The organism is Stenotrophomonas sp. GD03777 (genome assembly GCF_029842485.1).
GTDB lineage: Bacteria > Pseudomonadota > Gammaproteobacteria > Xanthomonadales > Xanthomonadaceae > Stenotrophomonas > Stenotrophomonas sepilia.
Window position 1 is genome coordinate 23,641 of the sequence record NZ_JAOCGL010000022.1, and the last position, 22,072, is coordinate 45,712.

18 protein-coding genes and 1 pseudogene are annotated in these 22,072 nt (G+C 66.0%); 11 read left to right on the forward strand and 8 right to left on the reverse strand.

Going from position 1 to position 22,072, the window contains the following annotated elements; translation table 11 throughout:
• The first annotated feature begins 242 nt into the window (after positions 1-242).
• From N5E02_RS07455 to N5E02_RS07485, 7 genes are all read left to right on the forward strand, one after another.
• The gene (locus tag N5E02_RS07455) at positions 243-443 is read left to right on the forward strand and encodes a hypothetical protein (RefSeq protein ID WP_235646264.1); all 201 of its coding nucleotides are present in this window, start codon (positions 243-245) and stop codon (positions 441-443) included.
• A 42-nt stretch (positions 444-485) separates the two neighbouring features.
• On the forward strand, positions 486-830 hold the full coding sequence (locus N5E02_RS07460; protein WP_235642161.1) for a hypothetical protein: 345 nt from the start codon (positions 486-488) through the stop codon (positions 828-830).
• A gap of 186 nt (positions 831-1,016) precedes the next feature.
• Positions 1,017-4,001, forward strand: a complete 2,985-nt coding sequence (locus N5E02_RS07465) for a TonB-dependent receptor (RefSeq protein ID WP_139727434.1) — start codon at positions 1,017-1,019, stop codon at positions 3,999-4,001.
• A gap of 187 nt (positions 4,002-4,188) precedes the next feature.
• Positions 4,189-6,291, forward strand: coding sequence for a M13-type metalloendopeptidase (locus N5E02_RS07470; RefSeq protein ID WP_279946135.1), 2,103 nt, complete (start codon positions 4,189-4,191; stop codon positions 6,289-6,291).
• 216 nt (positions 6,292-6,507) lie between these two features.
• Positions 6,508-8,517 (forward strand): M13 family metallopeptidase, encoded by a 2,010-nt coding sequence (locus tag N5E02_RS07475; protein WP_279946136.1) that lies wholly within the window; start codon positions 6,508-6,510, stop codon positions 8,515-8,517.
• Between the two features lie 123 nt (positions 8,518-8,640).
• Positions 8,641-9,135: a VOC family protein gene (locus N5E02_RS07480; protein WP_139727437.1), complete on the forward strand. Its 495-nt coding sequence runs from the start codon at positions 8,641-8,643 to the stop codon at positions 9,133-9,135.
• A gap of 73 nt (positions 9,136-9,208) precedes the next feature.
• A complete protein-coding gene (locus tag N5E02_RS07485; protein ID WP_279946137.1) occupies positions 9,209-10,792 on the forward strand; it encodes an NAD(P)/FAD-dependent oxidoreductase in 1,584 nt (527 codons plus the stop codon).
• Positions 10,793-10,842: 50 nt separating this feature from the next.
• Here the strand turns inward: N5E02_RS07485 and N5E02_RS07490 are convergent, their stop codons facing one another.
• The 7 genes and pseudogenes from N5E02_RS07490 to N5E02_RS07520 all read right to left on the reverse strand — a co-directional run bounded on the left by N5E02_RS07490 (position 10,843) and on the right by N5E02_RS07520 (position 16,395).
• Positions 10,843-11,517: a rhomboid family intramembrane serine protease gene (locus tag N5E02_RS07490; protein WP_111188171.1), complete on the reverse strand. Its 675-nt coding sequence runs from the start codon at positions 11,515-11,517 to the stop codon at positions 10,843-10,845.
• Positions 11,518-11,610: 93 nt separating this feature from the next.
• Entirely contained in the window at positions 11,611-11,949 is a 339-nt protein-coding gene (locus N5E02_RS07495; RefSeq protein ID WP_231522382.1) for an MGMT family protein, read from the reverse strand.
• Positions 11,946-12,866 (reverse strand): DMT family transporter, encoded by a 921-nt coding sequence (locus tag N5E02_RS07500; protein ID WP_111188172.1) that lies wholly within the window; start codon positions 12,864-12,866, stop codon positions 11,946-11,948. The genes N5E02_RS07495 and N5E02_RS07500 overlap by 4 nt, the downstream gene beginning before the upstream one ends.
• A 159-nt stretch (positions 12,867-13,025) precedes the next feature.
• Positions 13,026-14,384 (reverse strand): glutathione-disulfide reductase, encoded by a 1,359-nt coding sequence (gene gorA, locus N5E02_RS07505; RefSeq protein WP_279946138.1) that lies wholly within the window; start codon positions 14,382-14,384, stop codon positions 13,026-13,028.
• Positions 14,381-14,542: pseudogene (locus tag N5E02_RS07510) on the reverse strand (amino acid dehydrogenase); the annotation flags it as partial. The pseudogene N5E02_RS07510 and the gene gorA, both read right to left, overlap by 4 nt.
• Positions 14,543-14,568: 26 nt before the next feature.
• The gene (locus N5E02_RS07515) at positions 14,569-15,813 is read right to left on the reverse strand and encodes a DUF418 domain-containing protein (protein WP_005418032.1); all 1,245 of its coding nucleotides are present in this window, start codon (positions 15,811-15,813) and stop codon (positions 14,569-14,571) included.
• Between the two features lie 99 nt (positions 15,814-15,912).
• A complete protein-coding gene (locus N5E02_RS07520) occupies positions 15,913-16,395 on the reverse strand; it encodes a peptidylprolyl isomerase (protein WP_005418041.1) in 483 nt (160 codons plus the stop codon).
• 111 nt (positions 16,396-16,506) lie between these two features.
• Here N5E02_RS07520 and N5E02_RS07525 point away from each other — a divergent pair, with 111 nt between their 5' ends.
• Both N5E02_RS07525 and N5E02_RS07530 read left to right on the forward strand, forming a co-directional pair.
• Entirely contained in the window at positions 16,507-17,046 is a 540-nt protein-coding gene (locus N5E02_RS07525; protein WP_171957222.1) for a C40 family peptidase, read from the forward strand.
• A 197-nt stretch (positions 17,047-17,243) separates the two neighbouring features.
• A complete protein-coding gene (locus N5E02_RS07530; RefSeq protein ID WP_227836959.1) occupies positions 17,244-17,951 on the forward strand; it encodes a C40 family peptidase in 708 nt (235 codons plus the stop codon).
• A 253-nt stretch (positions 17,952-18,204) separates the two neighbouring features.
• Here N5E02_RS07530 and N5E02_RS07535 read toward each other — a convergent pair whose 3' ends face one another.
• The gene (locus N5E02_RS07535; RefSeq protein WP_065179181.1) at positions 18,205-19,539 is read right to left on the reverse strand and encodes a dicarboxylate/amino acid:cation symporter; all 1,335 of its coding nucleotides are present in this window, start codon (positions 19,537-19,539) and stop codon (positions 18,205-18,207) included.
• Positions 19,540-19,693: 154 nt separating this feature from the next.
• Here N5E02_RS07535 and N5E02_RS07540 point away from each other — a divergent pair, with 154 nt between their 5' ends.
• On the forward strand, positions 19,694-21,400 hold the full coding sequence (locus tag N5E02_RS07540) for an alkaline phosphatase (RefSeq protein WP_032954372.1): 1,707 nt from the start codon (positions 19,694-19,696) through the stop codon (positions 21,398-21,400).
• Entirely contained in the window at positions 21,397-21,936 is a 540-nt protein-coding gene (locus N5E02_RS07545; protein WP_134955768.1) for a WG repeat-containing protein, read from the forward strand. Before N5E02_RS07540 ends, N5E02_RS07545 begins: the two co-directional genes overlap by 4 nt.
• Positions 21,937-22,072: the final 136 nt, after the last annotated feature.

Sequence of the window (22,072 nt, forward strand, 5' to 3'; positions counted from 1 at the left end):
AAAGCCCCGCCATGGCGGGGCTTTTTCGTGTCCGGCCTGAGCGGATGGAAGAACAGGCCCTGGTGGAACAGGGCCTGCCCATTCCCGGCCCCAGCGGAGCTGGCACTTGGGCTCATCGAACGCATCCACGCGCTCCACGAACGGCACAAGCGCGTTTGCCGCCTGACCACTATTCTTCGGCATGTAGCCGTAGAAACCGAGTGCAACTTGGCCGAATCGGCCCATACCCCGGTTGTAGAAACTTGTCGATCTCGGCCGACTGCTACAACTGCAAGATCGAGAACGAAGTTGATGCAGCCAGCATAGACCCGCTGCTGCTGGCCGAGTACTGCTGCCGCAACGACTTGCCGAAGAGCTCCTCATCCACCCGTCAGAACGTGGCCGACTGGGTCGTACGCGATTCGGCCAGCAACCTGAGCTCGCTGTGCCCCCCCCGAAGATGAGCCTGCCAGAACCTGCAGGCCCTTACCGTCGGCTTCACGTACTTGCAAGACATCGGCCGCTTCGGTTCGCTGCAGTTCTCGGACAACTACACCAACATGCTGAAGCATGAAGTGCAGGTGCAGCCGGGTGAGGACTTCCAGGACCTGCTGGGCAACCCGAAGTCGATTTGGAACTACGAAAGCTACGCAAAGGCAGTTCCGACACATCGACGGCCTAGTCGCCAGGCAAGGGGATCGCCACGCGGCAGGCCAATTACGGCAGCTTCCTCCGCCCCTCTGATGAACACCGCTCCTGGACGGATGATGAAACGCCTATTTGCGCAAAGTGGCCCATCTCACCACGTTCAGCTTCGCGTCATCAAGTTGTCGCCGGCAGATCACAATTGATATTAAACGATTGTATTTGTTGCACTTTCAGCCAACTCCGAAGTGCACCCAGGTACCATTTTGTGACATTTGTATGCATTTCTCGTTAAGGCCGTGTTAGGTTCCATGAACGACGCCCGTTATATGAACTTAGATGTAACGAACGGACGGAACAGCACGCTTCAATTCATTAGGGGACCCATAACGATGACGTACAACCGCCCACCTGGCCGTCACCCGCTCAGCAGCGCCCTGCTCGTCGGTCTGCTCGCCGTGGCCGCAGCACCTGCCTTCGCGCAGGAAGCCTCCTCCAACCCGATCGACCTCGATCGCGTCAGTGTGACCGGCTCGCGCATTGCGCGTACGGGCTTTGTGACCCCCTCGCCGGTCACGGCCATCACCGCCGAGGAGATTCGTGCCACCGGTGCGAACAACATCGGCGATCTGATGACGCGCCTGCCAGCACTGACACCGACCTACACGCTGGGCAACTCGACCCGCTTCATCGGCACCGCCGGCGTGGGTCTGATGGACCTGCGTGGCATGGGCACCTCGCGCACTCTCGTGCTGGTCAATGGCCGCCGCCACGTCGGCGCGACCTCGGGTTCCTCGGCCGTGGACGTCAACACCATCCCGGTGGAATGGATCGAGCGCGTGGAAGTGATCACCGGTGGTGCCTCGGCTGTGTACGGCGCCGACGCCGTGGCTGGCGTGGTCAACTTCATCATGAAGAAGTCCTTCGACGGCGCCGAAGTGCGCGGTCAGACCGGCATGGCCAGCGAAGGCGGCTTCAACCGCTCCTTCATCAGCGCCTCGGCCGGCACCGACTTCGCTGGTGGCCGCGGCAACGCCGCCGTCGCCCTTGAGTACAGCAAGCAGGACCGCTTCGTCCGCACCGACCGCGCCATCGGCAACGAGTTCCTGGTGTCGGTGCGCAACCCGAACTACGACAGCAGCAAGCCGTCCAGCGAAAGCAACCCGGAAACCGTGCTTGCAGGCCCGGGCGGCAACCACTCGATCTCCTTCGGCGGTACCTTCAACATTGGTACCTTCAACCCGAACAATCCGGCTACCTGGGGCAACCGCTATCAGTTCAACCCGGATGGCACCTTCCGCAAGCAGCGCTACGACGGCACCGTGGTCAGCGCAACCAGTTGCGTGAACTGTGATTTCGCCGACCTGAACTCGGTTGCCGACCTGCAGCCGAAGTTCGACCGCAAGAGCATCAACACGGTCGTCAACTTCGACCTGACCGACAACCACCGCCTGTACTTCGAGGGCAAGTACACCGAAACGGTGTCCGACTTCCTGGCACAGCCGTCGTTCGACCAGACCCTGCGCATCCAGCGCGATAACGCTTACGTGTCGCCGGAATTGCGTGCACTGATGACCAGCGCCGGCCTGAGCCAGCTAACCCTGAGCCGCTTCAACGTCGACGCCGGCCAGCGTGGTGAGCACGTGGAGCGCAACACCCAGCGCTTTGTGCTGGGCATGGAAGGCAACCTGACCGAGAACTGGACCTACGACGTTTACGGCAACTGGGGCCAGAGCGAAGTCAAGCGCTGGAACCTCAACAACCGTATCAACGAGCGTTGGCAGGCTGGCCTGGATACCGTGGTCAACCCGGCCACTGGCCAGATCGTCTGCCGCACCACGCTGAACCCGAACGCGACCAACCCCAACAACGGCAACCGCGTGTACTCGCAGTTCGCCCGCGAAGGCTGCGTGCCGTTCTCGGTGTTCGGCAACGGCGCGGTGACCCAAGCTGCACGTGACTGGATGAACGTCAATTCGTTCAACTACTCGCGCCTGCAGCAGTCGGTGTTCAGCGCATCGCTGGCCAACGGCTCGCTCTTCAGCCTGCCGGCCGGTGACGTCGGCGTGGCTGGTGGCGTTGAATACCGCCGCGAAAAGAGCCGCGAAATCACCGATCCGCTGGCCGCGCAGGGCCTGACCTTCCTCAACGCCATTCCCAACCGCATGGGCAAGTACGACGTGCGCGAGGCCTTCGTTGAAACCACCGTGCCGCTGCTGGCCGACATCCCGGGCATCTACAACCTGACCCTGGACGCCGCAGGCCGCTGGTCGGACTACAGCAGCATCGGCAAGACCACCACCTGGAAGGTGGGCCTGGACTGGACCATCATCCCGTCGCTGCGTGCCCGCGGCACCCTGTCGCAGGCGGTGCGCGCACCGAGCATCGGTGAGCTGTACAACCCGCAGAGCGAAAACTTCGCCACGGTCAACGACCCCTGCAACTACCTGGCCACCAACCCGAACCGCCCGAACACCGCGGCGGACCCGGCACTGCGCCAGGCCAACTGCTCGGCGCTGGGCGTGCCGGTCGGCTGGGTCGACACCTACACTGCCACCCGCCCGGGCGTCAGCGGCGGCAATCCGGACCTGAAGCCGGAACGCGCACGCAGCTTCACCTATGGCCTGGTCTGGCAGCCTGATTTCCTGCAGGGCTTCGGCATGTCCGTCGACTACTGGTGGATCAGCCTGAAGGACGCCATTGGTGCGGTGACCGCGCAGACCAATGCAACCCGTTGCGTGGATTCGCCGGGGGGGATCAACAACAGCTTCTGCGGCTTCATCGAACGCGCACCGGTGGGCGGCAAGACCGATGCTGGCGGCCGCACCTTCCCGGAATACTCGATCAGCCGCTGGGTTGCGCTGAACGAAAACCTCGCCCGCTCGCGTCGCGTCGGCGTCGATCTGGAAATGGACTACCGCTTCAAGCTGGCCGAGGGTGACACCGTCATCCGCCTGGTGGGCACCCGTCTGCTGCAGTCGCGCGAGTGGGCCTTCCAGGCCTTCCCGAACGAGTACGACGAGAACGTCACCTGGGTGACCGATCCGCGCTGGCGTGGCCAGCTGCAGACCAAGTACTCGCTGGGCCAGTGGCGCGCGTCGTGGGACATGACCTACGTCGGCCCGAACCTGCGTGTGCAGCCGAAGAGCTACCAGGCCAACCCGGGACAGACCAGCCCGATCCGCAACGGCTCGTACACGTACCACAACTTCCAGTTCGGCTACCGCTTCCCGGGTGACAAGATCGACGTCTACCTGGGCATCGACAATGCCTTCGACAAGGATCCGCCGGTGAACTACTTCGGCTCCGACGTCGGTTCGGCGATGTACGACAACATCGGCCGTTACATGTACATGGGCGCCACCTACAAGTTCTGATCCATCCAGAACCGCAACACCCGACAGACCCGGCTTTTGCCGGGTCTGCCTTTTCCGGGCCCGGCAAAAGCCCTTGCGCCCGACCATGACCTTCGACACCCTTGCAGGTCTGGCCGGCGGCGTATCGTTCGGCCCACGGTCGCACCTGCGGCCACTCCCTGACTCACTCGGCCCGGAGGCCATTCAAGTGACCCGTACTCCCAAGATCGTGCTGCTGACCCTGGCCGTTTCGGCCGCGCTGGTCGGCTGCGGCAAGACTGAAACCCCGGCCAAGGACGCCGCCGCCTCCGCCCCGGCCACCGCCGAAGCCACCACCTATAAGCTGGACGAGAGCAAGCTGCCGGCCTACAACGCCTTCCAGCCGAGCGACCTGGACACCACCAAGGACGCCTGCACCGCCTTTGGCGACTACGTCAACAGCAAGTGGCTGGCCGCCAATGAAATCCCGGGCGACCGCACCAGCTGGGGCGCGTTCACCATCCTCGACGAGCGCTCGGTGGCCGTGCAGCACCAGCTGGCCGAACAGGTCGCGCAGGTCAAGAACCCGAACCACATCGAGAAGATCGTCGGCGACCTGTGGGCGACCGGCATGGACGAAGCGAAGATCAACGCGCAGGGCATCGAGCCGCTGAAGGCCGACCTGGCGGCGATCGACGGCCTGCAGGACAAGGCGGCGATCGCCAACTACCTGCGCACCAGCGCCGCCAAGGGTGACAACGTCCTGTTCGGCTTCGGCGCCGAAGCGGACTTCAAGAACTCGACCATGAACATGGCCTACGCCAGCCAGGGCGGCCTGGGCCTGCCGGATACCACCTATTACACCGATGCCAAGAACGCCGACAAGCTGAAGGCCTACCAGGCACACGTCGCCAAGGTGCTGGAGCTGTCCGGCGTCGCCGCGGCCGACGCGGCCAAGCAGGCCGAGGACGTGGTCAAGTTCGAAACCCGCCTGGCCAAGGCCTCCAAGTCGCGCGTCGAGCTGTCGCGCAACGTCGAGCTGTACTACAACCCGGTCACCCTGGCCGACGCCGACAAGCTGACCCCGAACTTCAGCTGGACCGAGTTCTTCAAGTCGCAGGGCGTGGCCGCGCCGGAGAAGTTCTCGCTGGCCATGCCGGCGTTCCATGAGGAAGTGAGCAAGGCGCTGGGCGATACCGATCCGTCGGTGTGGCGCGCCTACCTGCGCTTCCACACCGTGGACAGTGCCTCGCCGTACCTGGCTGACGCCTTCGTGCAGGAGAACTACGAGTTCTACGGCAAGACCCTCAACGGCCAGAAGGAACAGAAGCCGCGCTGGAAGCGCGTGCTGGGCACCATCGAGAATGATGCCGGTGAAGCCTTCGGCCAGCTGTACGTGAAGGTTGCCTTCTCGCCGGAAGCCAAGGCGAAGATGGAAGAACTGGTGAAGAACCTGGCCGCCGCGCTGAAGGACCGCATCCAGGGCCTGAGCTGGATGAGCGAGGAAACCAAGGCCAAGGCCATCGCCAAGTGGGAGACCTTCACCCCGAAGATCGGTTACCCGGACAAGTGGCGCGACTGGTCGGGCCTGCAGACCCAGCGCGACAGCTTCCTCGGCAACGTGCGCGCGGCCAACGAGTTCAACTACAAGTTCAACCTGTCCAAGATCGGCAAGCCGGTGGACAAGACCGAGTGGGGCATGACCCCGCAGACCGTCAACGCCTACTACAACCCGCTGCAGAACGAGATCGTGTTCCCGGCCGCCATCCTGCAGCCGCCGTTCTTCGATCCGAAGGCCGACGACGCGCTGAACTACGGCGGCATCGGTGCGGTGATCGGTCATGAGATGACCCACGGCTACGACGACCAGGGTGCGCGCTTCGGGCCGACCGGCAACATGGAAGACTGGTGGACCCCGGCCGACAAGAAGAACTTCGAAGGCCTCACCGGCAAGCTGGTCAAGCAGTTCGACCAGTACAAGGTCGACGGCCAGGCGGTGAACGGCCACCTGACCCTGGGCGAGAACATCGCCGACCTGGGTGGCCTGGCCACCGCCTACGACGCGCTGCAGAAGGCCACCGCCGGCAAGGAAGATGCAAAGGTCGATGGCTTCACCCGCGACCAGCGCTTCTTCTTCAACTGGGCCACCGTGTGGCGCACCAAGTACACCCCGGAAAACGCCAAGGTCCGCCTGGCCACCGATCCGCACGCCCCGGCGCAGTTCCGCGCCATGGGTGCGCCGTCGAACCTGCCGACCTTCGCCGCCGCGTTCCAGTGCAAGGCCGGTTCGCCGATGGCCCGCACCGGCGAGCAGCAGGTGGTGATCTGGTAAGCAACGGCTGACGTTGCGGCGTACCTGCAAGGGCCCGGGAATTCCCGGGCCCTTGCTTTTCACAGCGCCCGTCATCCACGCATGGCCCACGCCGTTGGAAGATGCCGACCTTGGTCGGCGCACGGCTCGGCGGAGCCACCGTGATGCGTGCATGCCGCGCCCATGCCCGGCTTGCTATAGTGCGCGCGCCCTCAATCCATCACGGATTCGTTCCACATGCCCAACTTCCGTCCGCTTGCCATCGCCCTGGGCATCAGCCTGGCGACTCTGGTCCCGACCCACGATGCGTTTGCCGCCGCCAAGAAGAAGGCCGCACGCGCCCCGGCCGTCAGCGCCCAGTGCAGCGACTTCTACAACACCACCAATGCAGGCTGGCTGAAGGCCAACCCGGTTCCGCAGACCGGCGCCACTACCGCACTGGGCCAGCTGGTCGACCGCAGCCGCCAGCAGCAGCGCGACCTGCTCGATGCCGCGATGAAGTCGCCGCAGGGCAACGTGCAGAAGCTGCTGGGTGACTTCTGGGCCAGCGGCCTTGACGAAGCCGCCGTGGAAGCGGACGGTTCCAATCCAATCGCCCCGCTGCTGACCCGCATCAACGCCATCAAGAAGGCCAAGGATGTGCCGGCCTCGATCGCCGCGCTGCACCAGGTGGGCATCCCGGTCGCCTTCAACTTCGGCCCTGACGTCGACCTGAAGGCACTGGACCGCCACATCGGTTACTTCATGCAGGGCGGCATGGGCCTGCCGGATCCGGCGTTCTATACCCGCACCGACGCCGATACCGTGGCGCTGATGGGCCGCTACCGCAACTACGTCAAGCAGATCCTGGCGCTGACCGGCACCCCGGCGGCCAAGCTGGATGCCGAATCGCAGGCGGTGATCGCGCTGGAGACCGAGCTGGCGCGCAACGCGCAGTCGCTGGCCGGCATCAACAACCCGTTCAACAACTACGCGCCGATCTCCACCAAGGAGCTCAACAGCCGCTACCGCAACCTGCAGCTGGACGCGTTCCTGAAGGCACAGGGCGTGGACGATGACCTGGTCTCGCTGGCCGACCCAGGCCTGTTCAAGCAGCTCGATGGCATGGTCACCAAGCTCAAGCCGGACCAGTGGAAAGCCTACCTGCGCTGGCGCGTGGGCGACTCGATGGCGCCGTACCTGTCCAAGGCCTACCGCGACGCCGAGTTCGAATTCCGCGGCCGCGTGCTGCGCGGCGAAACCCTGCCACCGCAGCGCTGGGAAAGCGTGCTCGATGCGATCAACGTGGCCGCCGGCCCGATGGTCGGCCGCGAATACGCCGCGCGCTACCTGTCCGCCGAAGATCGTCGCCAGGCGGCGTGGATCGTCGACAAGGTGCGCGAAGTACAGATCGAGGCGGTAAAGAACAGCAGCTGGATGAGTGCCGAAGCCAAGACCGAAGCGCAGGCCAAGCTGGCTGCGCTGAAGATCGAGATCGGCACTCCACTGCGCGACCTGGACTACAGCGTGCAGCCGATGGGGCGCGGCTCGTTTGGTGGCAACATGCTGATTGCATCGACCTGGCGCCACCGCGAGGAAATGAAGCGCATCGGCAAGGGCAATGCCGACCGCCGCTGGGACGTGCTGCCGCAGCAGCCGTCGCTGGCCTACGACCTGGCGCAGAACCGCCTGATCGTCACCGCCGCGATCCTGCAGGGCCCGGTGTTCAACGCCAAGGCCGACGCCGCCGACAAGTTCGGCAGCTTCGGGGGCCTGGTCGGCCACGAGCTGACCCGTGCGATCGATGCCAAGGGCGCTCTGGTCGATGCCAAGGGTGAGCTGCGCAGCTGGTGGACCCCGGCCGACAAGACCGCCTGGACCCTGCTCGGCAATCGCGTGGCCGCGCAGTACAGCGCCTACGACTTCCCGGGCGTGAAGGGTGCCAAGGTCAACGGCACGCTCACCCAGGAAGAAAACCTGGCCGACATCGCCGGCCTGGAACTGGCATGGGCGGCGTATGCCGCGCAGGAGCCGAAGGCCAAGCAGGCACAGCAGCAGGGCTTCTTCCGCGCCTGGTCGACGCTGTGGGCACAGCAGCTGTCGCCGAACGAGGCCGCGCGCCGCCTGACTGCCGACATCCGCGCACCGGGCCTGTGGCGCAGCAACGGCACGCTGGCCAACCTGCCGGCGTTCGGTGCCACCTTCAGTTGCACGGCCGGGCAGCCGATGCAGCGCAGCGAAGCCGACCAGATCAAGGTCTGGCGCTGAGCCCGCGGCCGCACTGTTAGTACAAAGGGCGCCTTCGGGCGCTCTTTTTTTGCGGGTGCAGCACGATCCCGGGTTAACACTGCGCGTGCTATCGCTGCGGCTTCGTCCAACGTGGAGCCGGACATGGCACACAAGAACACGATCTGTATCTGGTACGACAACGGCGCGCTCGAGGCCGCCACCTTCTATGCCAACACCTTTCCCGACAGCGCGGTGACCGCTGTCCACCACGCCCCGGGCGACTACCCGGACGGCAGGGAGGGCAACATACTGACCGTCGAATTCACGGTCTGCGGCATCCCCTGCGTCGGCCTCAACGGCGGCACCGCGTTCAAGCACAGCGAAGCCTTCTCCTTCCAGATCCAGACCGAGGACCAGGCCGAGACTGACCGCTTGTGGGACGCCATCGTCAGCAACGGCGGGCAGGAGAGCCAGTGCGGTTGGTGCAGGGACCGATGGGGCGTTTCCTGGCAGATCAGCCCACGCATGCTGATCGAAGCGGTGACCAGCCAGGACAAGGCACTGGCCAAGCGCGCCTTCAACGCGATGATGCCGATGAAGAAGATCGACATCGCCACCATCGAAGCGGCAATCAAAAAAGGGGACGGAGGGGATTAAGTCGTTTCTTCCCCCCTGTGCGCAGATGCGGATTGCGACTTAATTCCCTCCGTCCCCTTTTTCCGAGGTGCTGATGTCCTGGGATGCGATCATCATCGGTGGCGGCCACAACGGCCTGGTCTGCGCGGCCTATCTCGCACGCGCTGGCAAGAAGGTGCTGGTGCTGGAACGTCGTGGCGTTCTCGGCGGCGCGGCAGTCACCGAGGAATTCCACCCCGGGTTCCGCAACTCGGTGGCGTCCTACACGGTGTCATTGCTGCAGCCGAAGGTGATCGACGACCTGCAGCTGCATGCGCATGGGCTGCGCATCGTCAATCGCCCGGCCAACAACTTCCTGCCATTGCCGGACGGCCGCTACCTGCTGTCCGCACCGGGCCGCACCCAGGCCGAGGTCGCGAAGTTCTCCGAGCGGGATGCGCAGCGGCTACCCGAATACGAAGCGCGCCTGGAGATCTTCGCCGATGTGCTGCGCGCGTGGGCCCTGCGCACGCCACCGGATGCCGGCGTTGCGGGTGGTTGGCGCGCGTTGCCTGCGCTGTGGCAGATGGGTCGTCTTGGTCGTGAACTGGCCACGCTGGATGCCTCGCTGCGGCAGGAGCTGCTGGACCTGTTCACGCTGTCGGCAGCCGAGTATCTGGATCGCTGGTTCGAAAGCGAACCGATCAAGGCGCTGTTCGGCTTCGATGGCATCGTCGGCAACTACGCAAGCCCCTATACACCGGGCAGTGCCTACGTACTGCTGCACCACGTGTTCGGCCAGTGCAATGGCATGAAAGGTGCGTGGGGCCATGCGATCGGTGGCATGGGCGCGATCAGCCAGGCCATCGCCACTGCCGCGCGGGAGGCCGGGGCTGAGCTGCGCGTGGATGCCGGTGTGCAACGCCTGCTGATCGAGCAGGGTCGTGTCGTGGGCGTGGCGCTGGCCAACGGCGAAATCCTGCGCGCACGCGCGATGATCGCCAACGTCAATCCAAAGCTGCTGTACGAGCAGATGCTGGCACCGGAGCAGGTACCGGACGCAACGCGCGAACGCATGGCGAACTGGCGCTGCGGTTCGGGCACGTTCCGGATGAATGTCGCGCTGTCGCAGCTGCCGGACTTCCGCGCTCTGCCCGGTCCCGGCGATCACCTCAGCGCCGGGATCATCATGGCCCCCAGCCTGGATTACATGGACCGTGCCTGGCTGGATGCGCGTCGCAATGGCTGGTCACGCGAACCGATCGTGGAAATGCTCATTCCCAGTACGCTGGACGATTCACTGGCACCGCCCGGACAGCATGTGGCCAGCCTGTTCTGCCAGCACGTGGCGCCGGTACTTCCTGATGGGCGTCACTGGGATGACCACCGCGAGACGGTAGCCGACCTGATGATCGCTACCGTTGAACGCTATGCGCCCGGCTTCGCTGACAGCGTGCTCGGTCGTCAGGTGCTGTCCCCGCTCGATCTGGAACGCACCTTCGGTCTGGTCGGCGGCGACATCTTCCACGGCGCACTGAGCGCCAACCAGTTGTTCTCGGCGCGGCCGATGGTCGGCCAGGCCGGCTATCGCGGCGCCCTTCCCGGCCTGTATCTGTGTGGGTCGGGTACCCATCCCGGCGGTGGTGTTACCGGTGCACCGGGGCACAATGCGGCGCAGGTGGTGCTGCGGGACCTGTAGTGGTGTGCCGACCAACGGTCGGCACCTACGGCGTCAAATGATCCTTCGGATCATTTGACGCTGCGCAGATGGTTCGGGCGCTTCGGGGGGCCGGGCGGGCGTCGCTTGTTGAACGGCGGCTGCCCGCGCCAGTAACGGATCAGCAACCAGCCGAACAGCATGCCGCCCAGGTGCGCGAAATGGGCCACGCCCGGCTGCCAGCCGGTCATTCCCAGCACCAGTTCGCCCACGCCGAACAGGATCACGAAGGTCCGCGCCTTCATCGGGATCGGCGGGAACAGCAGCATCACCCGCTGGTTGGGGAACAGCATGCCGTAGGCCAGCAGCAGGCCAAACACGCCACCGGAGGCGCCCAGCACCGTCGCCGGGTTTTCCAGCAGCGTGCCCACCAGCAGCTGGCAGACGCCTGCACCAGCCACGCACACCAGGTAATACAGCAGGAAGCGCTTCTCGCCCCAGGTCTGCTCCAGCGGCGCGCCGAACATGAAGACCGCCAGCATGTTGAAGAACAGGTGGCCGAAGCTGCCATGCAGGAAGCCATAGGTCAGCAGCTGCCACGGCTGGAAGTTGCCGCCCGGCGAGAACGCATCGAAGCCCTGCTGCAGCGGTTGCAGCATGAACGGCTCGAAGGTCTGCATGCCGAGCAGGAACTGCTGCTGCAGCAGGAACAGGATCGCATTGGCGATCAGCAGGGCCTTGGTGACGGTTGGCAGTCGCGGGAACATGGGAGTACCGGCATGGAACGGCCTCCATCATAGCCGCAGCACCGTGTCTTGTTGGCGGCCCTCAGGTCCGGCCTGTTCAGTCGCCAGCGGTGCTCAGACCGGGCCCCACACAGCGGCATCCAGTGCCGCTGCCGGATCAGCCGCCGGCATCCGCACCCGGCCGTTCTCCACCACCACGCCCTCCGCGCGCAACCGCTGTGACTGCTCGCGCCATCCGGCCGACCCTTCTTCCATGGCAATTCGCCCATCCGAGCGCAGCACGCGGTGCCAAGGCAGGTCCGGGTCGTCGTTCTGGCCCAGGATGCGCGCGGTCAGCCGCGCACGCCCGGGCAGGCCCGCGCGCATCGCTACCTGCCCATAACCCATCACCTGCCCTACGGGGATCGCGCGGATCACCGCCAGGATGCGCGCACGCGCCTGCTCCGGTGTCAGCGCCGCAGGCGGGTCACCAGCAGTACGCCGATCAGTACCAGCACGGTGCCGGCGATCTGCGCCGGCCCCATCGGTTCGTCGAGCAGCCATAGGCTCATCACGATGGTGGAAACAGGGCCCAGCATACCGACCTGCGCGGCCAGCGACGAACCCACGCGCTGCACCGCCAGCATGATCGCCAGCACCGGCAGCACCGTGCACACGGTGGCATTGACCAGCGACAGCCATTGCACTGGCGCCGGTGCCTGCCACAGCAACGGCAGCGGATGGGTCACCGCGAAATGCAGCAGCACCAGCACGCTGGCCACGCAGCTGGCATAGGCGGTCAACCGCACCGCGCCGATGCGTGCGACCACCTGCCCACTGCCGAACAGGTACAGCGCGTAGCTGAGCGCACTGCCCAGTACCAGCAGGCTGCCGACGATGATCTGCCCGCCCTCGCGCTGCAGATCGTGGCCGAAGGCGAGCAGCACGCCCAGATAGCTCAGCACCAGCGCGCCGATCTGCCACCGACCGGGCCGCTGGCGCGCCAGCAGCACGTTGATCAGCAGCACCAGGGTCGGGTTCAAGTAAAGAATCAGGCGCTCAAGGGTCACGCTGATGTACTGCAGGCCCTGGAAGTCGAGCAGACTGGACAGGTAGTAGCCGGTGAAGCCCAGCCACAACACGCGGGCACGGTCGGCCCAGGACAGCGGCTCGGCCCGGCGCGCGGACCACAGTGCCATCAGTACGAACAGCGGTAGCGCCATCAGCATGCGCAGGGCGAGCAGCGTGGTGGCATCCACGCCGTGACGCAGGCCGAGCTTGACGATGATGGCCTTGCCGGAGGCGGCGATGGCGCCGATCGCGGCCAGGCCGATGCCTCCCAGCGCGATGCGTGGGGAAGCGGTGGCGATACGGGAAGCGGGGCTGGACATCAGGACGACGGCGGGCCGCACGGGGCGGCCAGGGAAGGCGTAAGGGCTTCCATTGTCGCATGGGTGCGCCTGGTGACCTGGAGAGCCGAGCCTGCGCTCGGCTGCCCCTGTCTGCACAGAACGCAGCCGAGCATAGGATCGGCTCTAAAACCGTCCAGCTCAGCGCATCAGCACCACTTCCTCGGCCGAGGTCGGGTGGATCGCCACGGTGTCGTCGAACTGGGCCTTGGTCGCGCCCATCTTCACCGCCACCGCAAAGCCCTGCAGGATCTCGTCGGCCGCTTCGCCCAGCAGGTGGATGCCCACCACCCGTTCTTCCGGACCGGCACAGACCATCTTGAACAGGCTGCGCTGGGTGCCATTGGCCAGCGCCTGCAGCATCGGACGGAAACGGCTGTGGTAGACGCTCACCTGATCGAACCGCGCGCGCGCCTCTTCTTCGCTCATGCCCACCGCGCCCAGCGGTGGATGCGAGAACACCACGCTGGCCACGTTCTCGTAATCCATCTTCGACTGCGGGCGGCCACCGAACAGGCGGTCCATCAGCCGCCGCGAAGCGGCCACCGCCACCGGGGTCAGGCCGACCTTGCCAGCGATGTCGCCCACCGCGTGCACGCTCGGCACACACGTGGTCTGCCATTCGTCCACCTGCACCTGCTGGTGTTCGCCGATACCGATGCCGAGCGCTTCCAGGCCCAGATCGCGGCTGTTGCCACGGCGGCCGGTGGCAAAGAACACCGCGTCGAACACGCTGTCGAGCGGGCCATCATGGCCGAATGCACGTACGCGTTCGCCATCGCGCTGCAGCTCGCGCAGGCGATAGCCGAAATGGATGCGCACGCCCTGCTGCTTCAGGTTCTCGGCCAGCTGATCGGTCAGCTCGTAATCGAAGCGATCCAGCAGCCGCTGGCCACGCACCAGCAGGCTCACCTTGCTGCCCAGTGCCTGCAGCAGGCCGGCCAGCTCCACCGCGATGTAACCGCCACCGATGATCGCCACCTCGGCCGGTGCCGCGCGCAGATCGAAGAAATCATCGGAGACCAGGCCCAGTTCGGCACCGGGGATGTCAGGCCGCAGCGGGTGCGCGCCGGTGGCGATCAGGATGTGTTCAGCGCTGTAACGCACGCCATCGCTGCAGGCCACGGTATGCGCATCGAGCAGATGACCGCGCGCCGGAATGCGCACCACGCCGGTTTCGTCCAGGCGCTTGTGGTAGCTGGTGTGGATGTTGCTGATGTAGGCCTGGCGATGGATCACCAGCTCCTGCCACGACAATGCCGGGCGTACCTTGACATCGAAACCCATCGCACTGGCCAGGCCGATGCGCTCGTGCAGGTCGGCCGCCAGCCACATGGCCTTCTTCGGCACGCAGCCGACGTTGACGCAGGTCCCGCCCAGTTCACCAGGCTCCAGCAGCGCCACGCGCTTGCCTTGCTGCGCGGCGCGGATCGCGCCAGCCAGGCCGGCGGAACCACCGCCAAGGACGATCAGGTCGTAATCATAGGGTGCAGTGCTCATCGGAATCGCTCGGGTCGGTAAGGGGCAGGATCGATCGCTGGCGTGCGGCCGCAGACGAGATCGGCGATCAGCTGGCCGGTGCCGGCGCTCATGCTGATGCCGAGCATGCCATGCCCCGCTGCAAGCCAGACGTGAGGGTGCGCGGGCGCGCGGCCGATCGGCACAGCGCATGCGTGCCCATCGCTCACCCCTGCTCCGTCCCGCGCCGCATCGATGGCCACTGCCGATAGGTCATCGCACGCCATATCCACTCGATCGGGCCGAAGCGGAAATGGCGCAGCCACAGGTGCGAGAAGACCACCTGCGCGGCAAACAGCAGCAGCGCGAACAACAGCTGCACGCTGCGCGGCATCGTCTCGAACCTGCCCAGGCCATACTGGTAGAAGGTCCAGGTACACAGCAGCGACTGGCCAAGATAGTGGGTCAGCGCCATGCGCCCGACCGGTGCCAGCCAGGCCAACCGCGCACGCCAATGCACGATCCACGCGAGGTAACCCAGGCACATCGGCAGGCCACCGATCGTCACCAGCGCCATCGCCGCCGTCGCCGGCAGGCCGTAGGCACCCGGCGCCAGATAGGGCTTCCAGGCAACACCCAGCAGCGTGACCACAAGGCCCAGCGGCAGTGCCCCCCAACGCAGCACTGCGTACAGCCGCGGAAAGCGCTCCGGCGTCGCCAACGCGCCACTGCCGGCGAACCAGCTGCCGATCAGGAACATGCCCAGCACTTCCGGGCCGGTGATCAGCAGCGCGCCCATCGAGGTGCCGAACTCGCTCAGGCGCTGCACAGTGGCCTGCGCCCAGCTGCCCTGCCCGTACACCTGCCGCTGCAGGTCGATGCTCTGCTGCGCCTCGGCAAGCATGCCCCGCACCTCTTCGGTCGAAGCCATCGACACCATCGCGCCCACCAGCAGCATCAGCGCAACGCCGCCCAGATAGACGGTCACGCCCATCCACGGCAGCCAGCTGCGCGGCGCCTCCCGGCAGGCCAGCAACGGCAACGAGACCAACGCGTACATCACAAGGATGTCGCCGGACCAGACCAGCAGCGCGTGGCACAGGCCGATCAGCAGCAAGCCAGCGCTGCGGCGCAGATAGAACGGGGTGAAGTCGCGCCCGGCGGCCTCAGCGCGCTGCGCCATCACCGCGAAGCCGGCGCCGAACAGCAGCGAGAACAGGGTGAAGAACTTGCCCTGCACGAACACGTACACAAAGGCATCGGCCCAGTAGTCGATGCCCTGCCAATGCACGTCGATGCCGGTGAAGGCCAGGTCCAGCGGTCCGCTGAAGGCCTCGATGTTCATCAGCAGGATGCCCAGCAGCGCGGCACCGCGCAGCACGTCCAGCACGGCGATGCGTTCGCCGGAAGCGACCGGCTGCAGGGAAGGAGAAGCGGCGTTCACGGGGCGTCCGTCAGGCAGGTCCGCCATTATGCCGCCGGCCCGTACGCCATGGATGGCCGCGCCGTGTTCCAGAAACGCAACGGCCCGCCGAAGCGGGCCGCTGCATCCATCACGATCGCGCTGCGATCAGTGCTGGTGACCACCGTCGCCGTGGACGTGGCCGTGGTCGATCTCTTCCTTGCCGGCTTCGCGCACGTCGACGATCTCGACGTCGAAGTGCAGGTCCTTGCCGGCCATCGGGTGGTTCAGGTCGACGTCGACGACGCTCATGCCGACCTTCTGCACGGTCACCGCACGCGGGCCGAAGTTGGTCTGCAGCACCACCTGCTGGCCCGGGGCCAGCTTGGTGTTGCCGAAGTGCTTCTTCGGCACGCGCTGGGACAGGCCTTCACGACGCTCGCCGTAGGCATCGGCCGCCTTGACGTCGACGTTGAAGGTCGCGCCGGCTTCCTTGTCCATCATGGCGTTTTCCAGGCCCGGGATGATGTTGCCGTGGCCGATCAGGATCGCCAGCGGCTCGCCGCGGTCCTTGGACGACTCGATCGGCTCCTGGCCGACTTCGGAAACGGTGTAGTGGAAGCGGACAACGCGGTCTTTTTCGATCTTCATGCGCAACTCTGTCTGGATCTGCCGGAGGCAGGCGGGTTGGGGCGGGTTGTCGCCCGGCGGGGACGCCGCCATCATGACGGCCAATCCAAGGTGGCGCATTATCCGGAGATCATGCACATCACGCCAGTTTCGTCCGGCCCGCGCCGGTTCCTCGCCCCGGCCCTGTTGCTGGCCCTGCCCGTGTTGATGACCGCCTGTGGAGGCAGCAAGGCCACCCGCCCGGCGCCGCCGCCGCCGACGGCGAACTGGCCGAAGACCGTGCCGGACAACCCCGAGGCCGCCAACTCGGTGCTGATGCGGGCCATCAGCCTGGTCGGCACGCCCTACCGCTATGGCGGCAATACCCCGGATTCGGGCTTCGACTGCAGCGGCCTGGTCGCCTATGTCTATCGGGAAATGCTGGACCTGCGACTGCCGCGCACCTCGCGCGACCTGGCCGCGGTACAGGGCCCGAAGATCGATCCGCAGCGCCTGGCCACCGGCGATCTGGTGTTCTTCGGCAGCCGCGGCAGCGTCACCCATGTCGGCATCTATGTAGGTGAGGGGCGTTTCGTGCACGCGCCGAGTACCGGCGGAACGGTACGCCTCGACTCGCTCAGCGGCCCCTACTGGAAAGACCACTACACGGGGGCGAAACGCGTCCTTCGCTAAAATGAACAGGCGATATGTTCAAAAATGTGACGAAAATCACTACCGCAATAACGTTTTACTAACGGAATTTTTAACTTATCGGCGCTTTTACAGGGCATGATGCCCCATCGTTTTTTTCCTGTGACCGACGCGTGACGACTGACGACCTGAAAAGCGAAGGCCAGACTTCCGTATCTTCACGCAGTGCCCGCCCGTTGTTGCTTGGCCTGGCACTGTGCCTGACCAGCCTTCCGGCCTGGTCGCAGACCGCTCCGAACCGTTCCGATGTGCCCCCGGCCCCGGTGGCCGAGAGCGCCGCCCGACCGGCCGCCAAGGCCGAGGCTGCCGCTCCGCAGCGCAGCCGCGTCGATGCCGCCGCCAGTGCCACACTGGCCGCCCTGCTGCCGCACCTGGCCGCCAACGACACCATTCCGCTGATGGACCGCTCGGCCGTGGTGGCCGGCGACCTCAGCCGCCTGCTCGCCAATTACGACACCAGCAGCGCCGCCAATGGCAGCGTTGTCGGTACCGCCGCCGACAACGGCAAGGTGCAGTCGCTGCTGCGCCGCGCGATGACCCTGCTGGGCACCCCGTACCGTTGGGGTGGCAGCAACCCGGACAGCGGTTTCGACTGCAGCGGCCTGGTCGGTTATGTGTTCCGTTCGGCCCTGGGCATCGAGCTGCCGCGCGTCTCGCGCGAGATGGCCCACGATGACAACGCCGAACTGATCAACGATCGCACCGCGCTGGCCGCAGGTGACCTGGTCTTCTTCGGCCGCAAGGGCCGCGTCGACCACGTCGGCATCTATGTCGGCGACGGCCGCTTCCTGCACGCACCGAGCTCCGGCAAGGACGTCCGCGTGGACACCCTGCTCAGTGGCTACTGGGGCAACAAGTTCATGCAGGCCCGCCGGGTCGACCTCTGACCCGCTGGCGCTACGGCGCCGCCTGATGCGAGAAGCCGCTGCCCCGCAGCGGCTTTTTTGTTTGCGCCCCCGGTAGGTGCCGACCTTGGTCGGCATCGCGCCGCCTGCCCTGGTGGGTGCCGACCGTTGGTCGGCACTGCCTCCATCCACGCATGGCGTGGATCTACCAGGACCCGCCTTGGCCGCCACCGCGCCAACCAGCTCCCAAACAAAAGGCCCGCCGGTCAGGCGGGCCTTTCATCTCCACGCAACCTCAGCTGCGTGGCGGGGTCGGGTCAGGATCGTCCACGCCCACATTGCTGGACGGATTGTCATACACCGCCTGGTCGAGCAACCCGGTCTCCTTGGCCACGAGCACCGGCACCAGCATCTGGCCGGTCACATTCGTCATCGTGCGCATCATGTCCAGGATGCGGTCGATGGCATACAGGTAGCCGATGGTCTCCAGCGGCAGATTGGCTGCGCTCAGCACCACCGTGGCCATGATCACCGCAGTACCCGGCACGCCGGCGGTGCCGAAGCTGCCCAGCACCGAGGCGATCAGCACCACCACGTACTGCTCCGGGGTCAGCGGCACGCCGCTGTACTGCGAAATGAACACCGCGCACAGCGCCGGATAGATCGCGCCGCAGCCGTCCATCTTGATGCTGGCGCCCAGCGGCACCGCGAACGAACCGTAGTCCTTGTTCACGCCCAGGTTGTGAGTGATCGAACGCAGCGCCACCGGCATCGCAGCGAAGCTGGACGAGCTGACGAACGCAACCTGCATGCCCGGTGCGGCGCCACGGAAGAACTTCAGCGGGTTCAGGCCATGCGCCAGCAGCAGCGCGCTGTAGACCACCACGATGTGCAGCGCACAGGCCACGTACAACGCCAGCACGAAATGGCCCAGCGGCAGCAGCTTCTCGAACCCATAGCTGCCGACCAGGCCTGCGATCAGGCCGAAGGTGCCGATCGGGGTGACTTCCAGTACGAAGCGGGTCACCTGGATCATGATGTCGCTCATCTGGCCAACCAGCTTGCGCGCCTCGGTCACCTTCTCGCCCAGCTTGACGATGGCAAAGCCCACCAGGCCGGCGAAGAAGATCACCGGCAGGATCGAGCCGCGACCCGCAGCCAGCACGGTCTCACCGGCCGCGTTGACCTTGGTGCCGATGCCGGACAGTGCATAGAAGACATTGGCAGGCACCACGTCCAGCAGCACCTGCACCACGCTGGGCACTTCGCGCGGCACGTAGTTGCTGGCCATCGACAACTGCAGGCCACCCGCGCCGGGCTGCAGCACCGTACCCACGGCCAGGCCGACACACACTGCCAGCGCAGCGGTAATCACGAACCACAGGAAGGTGCGCCCACTGAGCGCGGCCACGGACTTCTGCCCGTGCAGCGACGAGATCGCGTTGATGACCGCGAAGAACACCAGCGGCACGGCGATCATCTTGATCAGGGTGACGTACAGCTCACCGAGCGGGCCAAACCACGTTTCCGCGGCCGGGCCGAGCGCCCAGCCGGCCAGCGCGCCGAGCACGAAGCCACCGACCACGCGCTGCCAGAACGGAATCCGCAGCCAGGCAGAGACCAGCTTCATAGGCAATCCAGAGGGGAAGGAAGGGATGCTGGCACGATAGCCCAAGGCAGCCCGCAGAACGACCGCCCGGCCGGCAAATCAGTGTGTCATCGGCGTGCCTTGCTGGGGCGGGCATAATGAATGTCCCGTTACAGTTTGTGAGATCCCAGCGTCCATGCGTCGTTCCGTCTCCCTGTTGGCCGCCTGCGCCACCACCTTTCTGCTGGGCGCCTGCGCCAGCTCCGCCCCCGCGTCCGCCCCGGCCGGCCTGAAGGTCGCCGTCGATCCCGTCGCCCATCCGGCCGGCGAGACCCCGCAGTGGTGGTACCGCAGCGGGGCCGCCCAGGCTGCGGCCAATGGTGCGATGTCCGGCAAGGCCAAGAACGTCATCCTGTTCCTCGGTGACGGCATGAGCCTGACCACTGTGGCCGCCTCGCGCATCTACGAGGGCCAGCGCAAGGGCGGCTCCGGCGAGGAGAACCTGCTGTCCTGGGAACGCTTCCCGGCCACGGCGTTCAGCAAGACCTACAACACCGATTCGCAGACGCCTGATTCGGCCGGCACCATGACCGCCATCACCACCGGCGTGAAGACCCACATGGGCGCGATCGGCGTCAGTGCCGGAAGCCGCACCGACTGTGCCGACAGCCTGTCCAAGGGCCTGCTGACCTGGCTGCAGCTGGCCGACAGCGCCGGCCTGGCCACCGGCGTGGTCTCCACCGCACGCCTGACCCATGCCACCCCGGCTGCCACCTACGCGCACTCGCCCGAGCGCAACTGGGAAAACGACACCGACCTGACTGAAGCGGCCAAGGCGGCCGGCTGCAAGGACATCGCCCAGCAGCTGCTGTCGACCTCGCGCTATGGGCGCGGCCCGCTTGTCGCCCTTGGTGGCGGCCGTGGTGAGTTCACCACCGTGGAAGAGCGCGACCCGGAATACGACGACAAGGTTGGCCAGCGCCTGGACGGCCGCAGCCTGGTCCAGGAATGGCAGCAGGCGCATCCGCAGGGTGCCTATGTCTGGAACAGCAAGCAGCTGGCCGCGGCCGCCAATGCGCCGGCCATCCTTGGCCTGTTCGAACCGGACCACATGCGCTACGAGTACGAGCGCCCGCAGGATCCGGGCGGTGAGCCGAGCCTGGCCGAACTGACGGCTGCAGCGATCAAGAACCTTTCCAGGCACCCGGAAGGCTACGTGCTGATGATCGAAGGCGCGCGCATCGACCACGCCAACCACAGCGGCAATGCCTACCGTGCACTGACCGAGACCGTGGCGCTGTCCGATGCGGTGCGCGTGGCCAACGAGCTGACCTCGGCCGACGACACCCTGATCATCGTCACCGCCGACCACTCGCACACGCTGAACTTCGTCGGCTACCCGGCACGCGGCAACCCGATCCTGGGCAAGGTGAAGGACAAGGGCGGCGAAGACGGCGCCGGCAAGCTGGACTACGCCCTGGACGGCACCGGCCAGCCGTACACCACGCTGAGCTACGCCAACGGCCCAGGCCACACCGGCAGCAGCAACCAGCAGCCGGCCGGGCCGAAGCGCTACCCGCACAACCCAAGCAGCTTCGAACCGGCCAACGGTCGCCCGAACCTGCGCGAGGTCGACACCGAGCATCCGGACTACATGCAGGAAGCGCTGGTGCCGATGAAGTCCGAATCGCATGGTGGTGAGGACGTCGGCATCTGGGCACGTGGCCCGGGCAGCAAGGCGATCCGCGGCACGCTGGAACAGAACGCGATCTACCACATGATCGTGCAGGCCACCCCAGCCCTGCGCGAGCGCCTGTGCCAGGCCGGCACCTGCGATGACAAGGGCGTCCCTGTGCAGTTGCCGGCACCGACGGCCTTCGAACGCAAGGCCGAGGCCAAGTGATCGCGCGGCAGGCCCGCCCTGCCCCTGCCAGCGGCCGCTTTGCGCGGTCGCTGGCAATGCTTGGCGTGCTGGTCAGTGCCAATGCACAGGCACAGGCATGCAAGCTGCTGACCGACGAACACGGGTTGTGGCCGCTCCCCAACTGCGAGGTGGTCGATCACCGGCTGAAGATCAGCGCCGATACGCTGAAGGACCTGAACTACGACGACCACGGCCTGGCCGTGGTGTATGCCGACCAGGGCTTCCACTACGTCGACCGCACGGGCCACAGCCTGCCGGTGCTTACCTGGGACAACGGCCCGGAAACGCCGCAGGAAGGCCTGCTGCGCGGCCGCGTCGGCAATCGCGTGAGCTACTTCGATCTGGAATTCCGCCAGGTGGTGCCGGGCACCTTCGATTTCGCCTGGCCGTTCCAGGATGGCGTGGCCGAGGTCTGCAACGGGTGCCGGCGTGGCATGCCGGATGCCGATGGCCACACGCCGATGGAAGGCGGAGAGCGGTTCCGCATCGACCGCTCGGGCCGCCGGGTGAAGTAGGGTTTCGGCAGGGCTGCGCCCTGCACCTGCCGAAGCCGAAGCCGAAGCCAAATCAAGATCAAAAGCGGCTCTGGTTTTCTGTGAGTTGGGCGGGGCGGTGTGGCTGGTCAGGACACGCCGTAAACCCGTCCTTGGG

What these genes read in the sequence shown, in the direction of transcription:
- N5E02_RS07500 (WP_111188172.1), bottom strand. Translation starts at nt 12,866, where the DNA reads ATGTCCAGCCCCGCTTCCCGTATCGCCACCGCTTCCCCACGCATCGCG.
- N5E02_RS07540 (WP_032954372.1), top strand. Translation starts at nt 19,694, where the DNA reads ATGCGTCGTTCCGTCTCCCTGTTGGCCGCCTGCGCCACCACCTTTCTG.
- N5E02_RS07515 (WP_005418032.1), bottom strand. Translation starts at nt 15,813, where the DNA reads ATGGCGGACCTGCCTGACGGACGCCCCGTGAACGCCGCTTCTCCTTCC.
- N5E02_RS07465 (WP_139727434.1), top strand. Translation starts at nt 1,017, where the DNA reads ATGACGTACAACCGCCCACCTGGCCGTCACCCGCTCAGCAGCGCCCTG.
- N5E02_RS07485 (WP_279946137.1), top strand. Translation starts at nt 9,209, where the DNA reads ATGTCCTGGGATGCGATCATCATCGGTGGCGGCCACAACGGCCTGGTC.
- N5E02_RS07480 (WP_139727437.1), top strand. Translation starts at nt 8,641, where the DNA reads ATGGCACACAAGAACACGATCTGTATCTGGTACGACAACGGCGCGCTC.
- N5E02_RS07475 (WP_279946136.1), top strand. Translation starts at nt 6,508, where the DNA reads ATGCCCAACTTCCGTCCGCTTGCCATCGCCCTGGGCATCAGCCTGGCG.
- N5E02_RS07490 (WP_111188171.1), bottom strand. Translation starts at nt 11,517, where the DNA reads ATGTTCCCGCGACTGCCAACCGTCACCAAGGCCCTGCTGATCGCCAAT.
- N5E02_RS07525 (WP_171957222.1), top strand. Translation starts at nt 16,507, where the DNA reads ATGCACATCACGCCAGTTTCGTCCGGCCCGCGCCGGTTCCTCGCCCCG.
- N5E02_RS07520 (WP_005418041.1), bottom strand. Translation starts at nt 16,395, where the DNA reads ATGAAGATCGAAAAAGACCGCGTTGTCCGCTTCCACTACACCGTTTCC.
- gorA (WP_279946138.1), bottom strand. Translation starts at nt 14,384, where the DNA reads ATGAGCACTGCACCCTATGATTACGACCTGATCGTCCTTGGCGGTGGT.
- N5E02_RS07535 (WP_065179181.1), bottom strand. Translation starts at nt 19,539, where the DNA reads ATGAAGCTGGTCTCTGCCTGGCTGCGGATTCCGTTCTGGCAGCGCGTG.